Annotated in this window: 1 pseudogene; it reads left to right on the plus strand. The window is 40.2% G+C overall.

Annotated elements, in window-relative coordinates:
* Positions 1–243: 243 nt before the first annotated feature.
* Positions 244–523, plus strand: a pseudogene (locus ACTHUR_RS18090) (DegV family protein); the annotation flags it as partial.

Here is a 523-nt window from a genome sequence, read left to right on the forward strand (position 1 = left end):
GGTTGAGAAGTAGCTGTATTGTAAACGATATGTAAACGCAGGTGTTCAAAAGGAGGCATAAAAACCATATGGCAATGAATGATAACTATTATTTTAGAATATAGTGTTTAGTTTCAAAATAATGCCCAAAACTATTAATATGTAGACAAAAATTTACATACCGTTTATCATTAAAATAGACCGCTTAGATGGTCCTTTATTTATTTGAGATTTTGCATTGTTTGCTGCACAAGGGAGCAGTTTATGGCAGGCTCTTATGCCTTATATCGTTGCGCGGTATTGTCCACGTCGAGTGGCTCTTTGTCGGGCATACTCGATCGGGACAGCCCGATTCAGATTCTGCATCTGAATGTATTTATGGAACAACAAGAGTTCGCTGACGGACTGGAAATCAGCAATGAAGAATATTGCAATTGGCGCCGCGAGCATTTGGACAGCGATGTTTCTACAACACCGCCGTCGTCTGAAGATTTATTGAGGACTTTTCAATATGTGGTCGGTCAGGGTTATCACGAAGCCATTG

Source organism: Neisseria sp. P0021.S007 (assembly GCF_051956855.1).